A 6214-nucleotide genomic window follows, 5' to 3' on the forward strand; every position below is an offset into this window, starting at 1 on the left:
ATATTATTATATCTTTATTCTGTATAATAAATATTTATTTTTTATTTTGTCAATAATTATTGTATATTATAATAAAATATATTAACAATTATAAATTTAGGAAGTGATTAAATGAAAAAAAGAATATTTTTATTGATATTCTCATTAATATTTTCACTCACATTAATTGGTTGTAAAAAAAATAATAATCAACCTCCAAAAGCTCCAAATTCACAAAATAGTGTGGATGAAGAAGAATCTAAAGATACTCCTGGTGAAAATGAAAAATCAAATAATGGTTCTCCAGAAAATAAATCAATAACTAATAATAAAGTTAGATTATTTTATTTTGACTCTTCAAAACTTCAGTTATATTATATTGATAAAGAAATTGAAGTCACAGATAAAGCAATAGTAAAAGCTTTAACTAAAGAATTACAAAATTATTCTCCTAATAAGAATTTTATGAACCTTACTAATGAAGTAGAAGTTACCTCTGCTAAAATTGATAAAGAAAAAAAACTTCTAACTGTAGTTTTTTCATCTTCATATGTTAATAAAATGGTTCTTGGTACTTCAACTGAAAGTGGATTATTAGCTTCGTTACTTTCAACTTATGGTTATAATTTAGGTGTTGATAAAGTAGCTATTTACTTTGGTGATGAATTGTATACATCATTAAGAGGAGAACTTCCTGAGGGTTATTTTAAAGTAGATTATAATTCTGCAATTGCATATTCTAAAACTTCATATGATACTAACAATGAGTCTTCTTCAAAAAACAAAAAAACATTAAATTGTAGAGTTTACTACTATAATTGTTCTGATGATGTTTTTTATTATATCGATAGACCTATTGAAGTTATAGATGGTGCTTTAGTAACTGCATTAACAAATGAATTGAAAAATACTCCTGATGAAAATTCTTTTAATTTTGGTGATAGTTTGTCTGTTCGTACAGCTAAGTTAGATAAAGTTAATAATACATTAACCGTAGATTTATCAAAGTCTTATTATAACATTTTAACTAAAGTTGGTTCTGGTAGTGAATCTGCTGCTTTGAAAACTTTAGCATTAACTTATGCATATAATTATGGAATTGATAAGGTTATAATATTGGTAAACGGAAAACCTTATTCTGGCAGTCATATAAGTTTAGAAGCAAATGAATGCATTAATATAAATGTAAATAACATTAAGCCTTTAAATATCTAATATAATATCATCTTTAATTATAATTATATGTCACTTTATTTTTAAATTAAAAGTGCTACTAAGTAAATTAAAAGCAGCAATATATAAAAATTATATACTTGCTGCTTTTTGTTTTTTATAATTTCTTATAAAAATATTATTCAAAAATATTCTTTGATAAAAATTGATTTTTACTTTTAATAATATCACTTGAAATTATTATACTCATTTCTTTAGGATTTATTTTTGGATCACAAATCCTAATGCTTTGCTCTCTAATAAGAATATCTAGGTATTGTTTTATCATTAAACCATTTCTTAAACTTAAATTTCTATTATCATATAGCTCAACTATAGCTTTATTTAAAGTTTCTTTAGATTCGTTATCTAAAATATATCTTTTGCTCTCCAAAATACTCAATGCCATATTAAATAAATCATCTTTTTTATAATCTTCAAAGTTTAGCATTGATGGGAATCTATAGTTTAACTCTGGATTTGACTTCATAAGCTTTTTAATATTCTTACTTTTCCCTGATAAAGTTAAGACTATTTTATTACTATTTTTATCTATAAATTTAATTAAGTCCTTAATTATCCTATTTGATGTATCTTGTAATAAAAATTCTGCTGAATCTATATATACAACTTTACCAATTTGCTTGTTTAAAATGTCTTCAAAAGATACTCCATTTTTCATATTGTCTATAATCTCTTCTTTATTTATTTCTACTATATTTTTAGCTTTTACAACACCCATGCTATATAATGTTTCTGACAATATATTTAATACTGTCTTTTTTCCAGTTCCAATTTCTCCAGTAAAAATTATGTTCATATATCTAGTTATATCAGTCGATAATCCTAGTTTTTTGCGTTTTTCTTTAACCCTCATTAATTTATACTGATCTCTTAAAAACTCTTTAGCTTCCTCATTTCCAATTAAATCTTTTAATCTTTCTTCTAAGTCAAACTCATTATCATATTGAGAAGTATTAAGTTTTTCTATATCCTTGGATGTTATTAAATTCATTTCATAGACACTTATGTCCTCTTCTGCAATTCTTATACTTTGAACTCTTATTAAGTTCTCAACATAATTTCTAACCATTCTGCCATTTCCTGATTGTGCATCAGAATTTTCATATATATCAACAAAGCTCTTTTTTAACGCTATATAGCCGTTCTTTGATAACTTAAATCCCTTTGATTCAACTAACCTTATAGCCATTTCTAAAAGTTCATTTGGATTATAATCTTCAAAATTAGTCCATAACGGAAATCTTGATCGAAGACCTATATTTACATCAAAAAACTCTTCCATATCTTGCTCATACCCAGCTAAAATAACTATTACTTCTCTTGAATAATCCTCAATTAATTTAAGAAGTGTTTCTATTGCTTCTCTTCCTAGACTATCATTTGCAAGAGTATATGCTTCATCTATAAATAATACTCCACCTAAAGCTTCTTTAAATTTTTCCTCTGTTTTTTTAGCTGTTTCTCCTGGAATATTAGCAACAAAACTAGATCTATCAGTTTCTACTAGTTGACCCACTTTTAATAATCCCATGCTATTTAGCATTTGAGCAACTAATCTGGCTATACTAGTTTTTCCTGTGCCTGGATTACCCGCAAATACCATATTTAAATTTTGCTCTATTTCTGTATTTACTCCAACTGATTTCCTTTTTTCTTGTGCAACTAAAAGTTTATATTGACTTCTTAAAAGATTTTTAACATCTTCTAATCCTATTATGCCTTTTAACTTTTCTTCTAAATCAAATTTAGCACTAGCTTTAAAATTAAAATCTTCTCTCTCTAAAAGATCTATTTCGCTTTTATTATTGGTTAAATATTTTCTTGAAGAATATATAATAGCATTTTCTATTATATTTCTAACAAATCTTGCATTACCTAAATCATTTTTACCTGTAAGTTGATTTCTAGCAAATAGATCTATCAAATCGTTCTTCACATTTTTCGCAATTCTATATCCCTTGGCTTTAGCAATTTGCATGGCTATTTCATACATTTCTTCAGGTTTATAATCTTCAAAATGAATTATATTGGGGAATCTAGATTTAAGTCCTTGATTAAAGCTTAAAAATTCTTCCATATCCTTCTCATATCCAGCTAATATAACAGTTAAATTATTTCTATTATCTTCAATTCCTTTTAACAAAGCATCTACTATTTCTTTTCCGACTTTATCATCTTCACTTTCACATAAGGCATATGCTTCATCAATAAATAATACACCACCTATTGCTGAATTTATTATATCATTCGTTCTTTTAGCGGTTTCATTAACATTTTCTGTTATAAAATCGGCTTTACTAACTTCAATAAATACTCCAGTTGATAATAAACCTAAAGCATTTAAATACTCATACGTTATTCTAGCTGCGTTTGTTTTTCCTGTACCAGCATTTCCTGCAAATATCATATTTAAAGATATTCTTGATGTCCTTAACCCTAGCTTTTCTCTTATCTTTTGCACCTTATAATTATTTTCTATATTTAATAAAAATTCTTTTAATTGCTTAACCCCTATTATAGATTCTAATTTATATCTAACATCATCTAAAGTAGGTGTTGAATACTTATTTAACCTATATATTTCATTATTGGCTTTACAATATAACCTATTATGGTTTACATATATTAATATCTTTTCTCCTTCTTCTATAGATTCTTTTAATATAAAATTTCTTAAAGGATCACTTACTTTATAATATATATATTCTGTAATATCAAACCCACTATTTTTATTGAAGTTCTTTTGAAGATATTGGCAAACACCAAATACTTCTTTTTCATTAACATTATCCTTAAATCCTAATAAAACTTGTACTCCAAAATCAGATTTTATCTTTTCTATTTCATTTATTAACTTCTTTCTTATAATTATATTTTTCTCTTTTTGTGTTAGCTCTCTTGTATAAAAAATTTTTTCTCTATTTTTTAATGATAATTGGGAAAAATCATCAAACTCATTTTTATCTTCATAATTATAAATAAATATAAAGAATTTATTATGACAAACAATTTTATTAATCTTATTTTTGTCTTGAACTTTAGCTTCTACCAGAAACTTATTTTTAATTATGTAATCATTATTTAATTGAATACAAGTATTAGGATATATATTTGATAGTAATTTGATTACTTCCTCTGATGCTTTTTCAGTATTTTTAAACATTAATCCATCTGATTTATCATTATCTAGTTTCTCATATAAATCCGTTAAAAAGGCATTATACCCCATATTAAAATTATAAGATGCTAAATCTATTTCATCTACATTTTTATTTTTCATTAAATTTTTTTCATATAATTCCTCAAAGATTGTTTTAATACTTGCCTTCTTAAATGTATTCTTATGTCCTGCTAGAACTAGAATTCCTTTTTCATTATTTTCTACTTTATTTATAAAATATTCTGATATTTCCTTAAAGAATTCTCTTTGTCCTATAAATTCTTTATTTAATTTCTTTTCTAAATATAATGTTAATTCATTTCTATCCATATATACCTCCCACTCATTTTATAATATGTTCTTATTAGACTATTCTATATTATTTTTATCAAATTTATTGTAACTTAGTCACAAATATAAAAAGGTCATATGTAAGTTTTCTTATTTCATCGTTCCACTCCAAATCAACTAAAAATTATAAATAGTTACACAAATAATAAAGCTTTTATAATTTTCTAAAGAATAAAAAATGCTGTACTATTAAAAGCACAGCTATGAACATTATATAAAATTGTCCTTTTTCAATAAATCTAATAAAGTAGGATTAAAGTTAAACTCATTTATAAGTGAATAAACTTCTTTTAAAGCTTTATCTTTTTTCTCCATTGAAATTTTAGATTTTGAAGCTCTTATCAAAATATTTTTAGGTGAATGAGCTATATCAATAAATTCTAAGAGTTGTGTCTTATATCCTACCGCCTCTAAAAGGTTTCCCCTTACTGCATCAGTCATTAACGCAGCTACTCTTTCTTTAACTATACCATACTTGGTTAGTATAGGTAATGTATTTGCTTGCATTTGATTATTAAATTCATGCTGGCAACATGGTACTGAAAAAATCATTTTTGCATTCCATTTAATTGCATTATATAAAGCATAATCTGTTGCTGTATCACAGGCATGTAATGTTATTACCATATCAACATTATTTTCGTACTTATATCCATTTATATCGCCAAGCTCAAAATGCAAATTATCATACCTATATCTTTTAGCTATTTCATTACATTTTCTAATTACATCCTCTTTAAGATCTAAACCTATCATTTTCACATTTATATTTTTTATTTCTACAAAATAATAATATAAAACAAATGTTAAATATGATTTTCCACAACCAAAATCTAATATAGTAAGTTCTTTATAATCATTTTTCTTTATCTCATCATCTATTATTTCAATAAACCTATTTATCTGCTTATATTTATCATATTTAGAATTTATGACTTTACCTTCTTTAGTAAAGACCCCAAGGTCTATTAAAGGCTCTATTATCATTCCTTCTTTTAATATATAATTTTTTTCTTTATTATGACTTTTATTAGAAAGTTTAGAATTATTACTTCTTTTCTTTCCTAAAAATACTTTTCCTTTTTTAGATATTTTCAAATCAAAGGAACTTTCATTAGACCATGCAGATAATTGTTTATAATTTTCATTTACAATACCAAATAGTACTTTTTCTATTTCATTAACTTCAATATTTTCATGAAAAACTTGTTTATCAGTAAATTTTTCTATTTGATAATATTTTTTGCCTTTACTATTTTCCTTTAGCAAAAAATTTATTTTATTATATTCAACTTCTTTGTTTACTTTATTACTAATAACTATCTTTATAATTTCTTCTTTTAATATTTCATAAATAGCATTTTTTAAATCTTCCATCTCTAAACAACCCCTTGTTTTAAAATGCGAAGCATTTTTCAGTTCACAGTTCACAAGGCACAGTTTACAGTTGTTTTGATTTTATAGGTAACAGGTATCAGGTAACAAGTA

At 24.5% G+C, this 6214-nt stretch carries 3 protein-coding genes; 1 reads left to right on the forward strand and 2 read right to left on the reverse strand.

The window, feature by feature from the left end:
* Window positions 1-111 precede the first annotated feature (111 nt).
* The gene (locus AAT22_RS10450) at window positions 112-1194 is read left to right on the forward strand and encodes a GerMN domain-containing protein (RefSeq protein WP_047001164.1); all 1083 of its coding nucleotides are present in this window, start codon (window positions 112-114) and stop codon (window positions 1192-1194) included.
* A 136-nt stretch (window positions 1195-1330) separates the two neighbouring features.
* Here the strand turns inward: AAT22_RS10450 and AAT22_RS10455 are convergent, their stop codons facing one another.
* Both AAT22_RS10455 and AAT22_RS10460 read right to left on the reverse strand, forming a co-directional pair.
* A complete protein-coding gene (locus AAT22_RS10455; RefSeq protein WP_047001165.1) occupies window positions 1331-4705 on the reverse strand; it encodes an AAA family ATPase in 3375 nt (1124 codons plus the stop codon).
* A gap of 231 nt (window positions 4706-4936) precedes the next feature.
* Window positions 4937-6103 (reverse strand): SAM-dependent methyltransferase, encoded by a 1167-nt coding sequence (locus AAT22_RS10460; protein WP_047001166.1) that lies wholly within the window; start codon window positions 6101-6103, stop codon window positions 4937-4939.
* Window positions 6104-6214: the final 111 nt, after the last annotated feature.

It is taken from the genome of Clostridium sp. C8 (genome assembly GCF_001010885.1).
Taxonomy (GTDB): domain Bacteria; phylum Bacillota; class Clostridia; order Clostridiales; family Clostridiaceae; genus Clostridium; species Clostridium sartagoforme.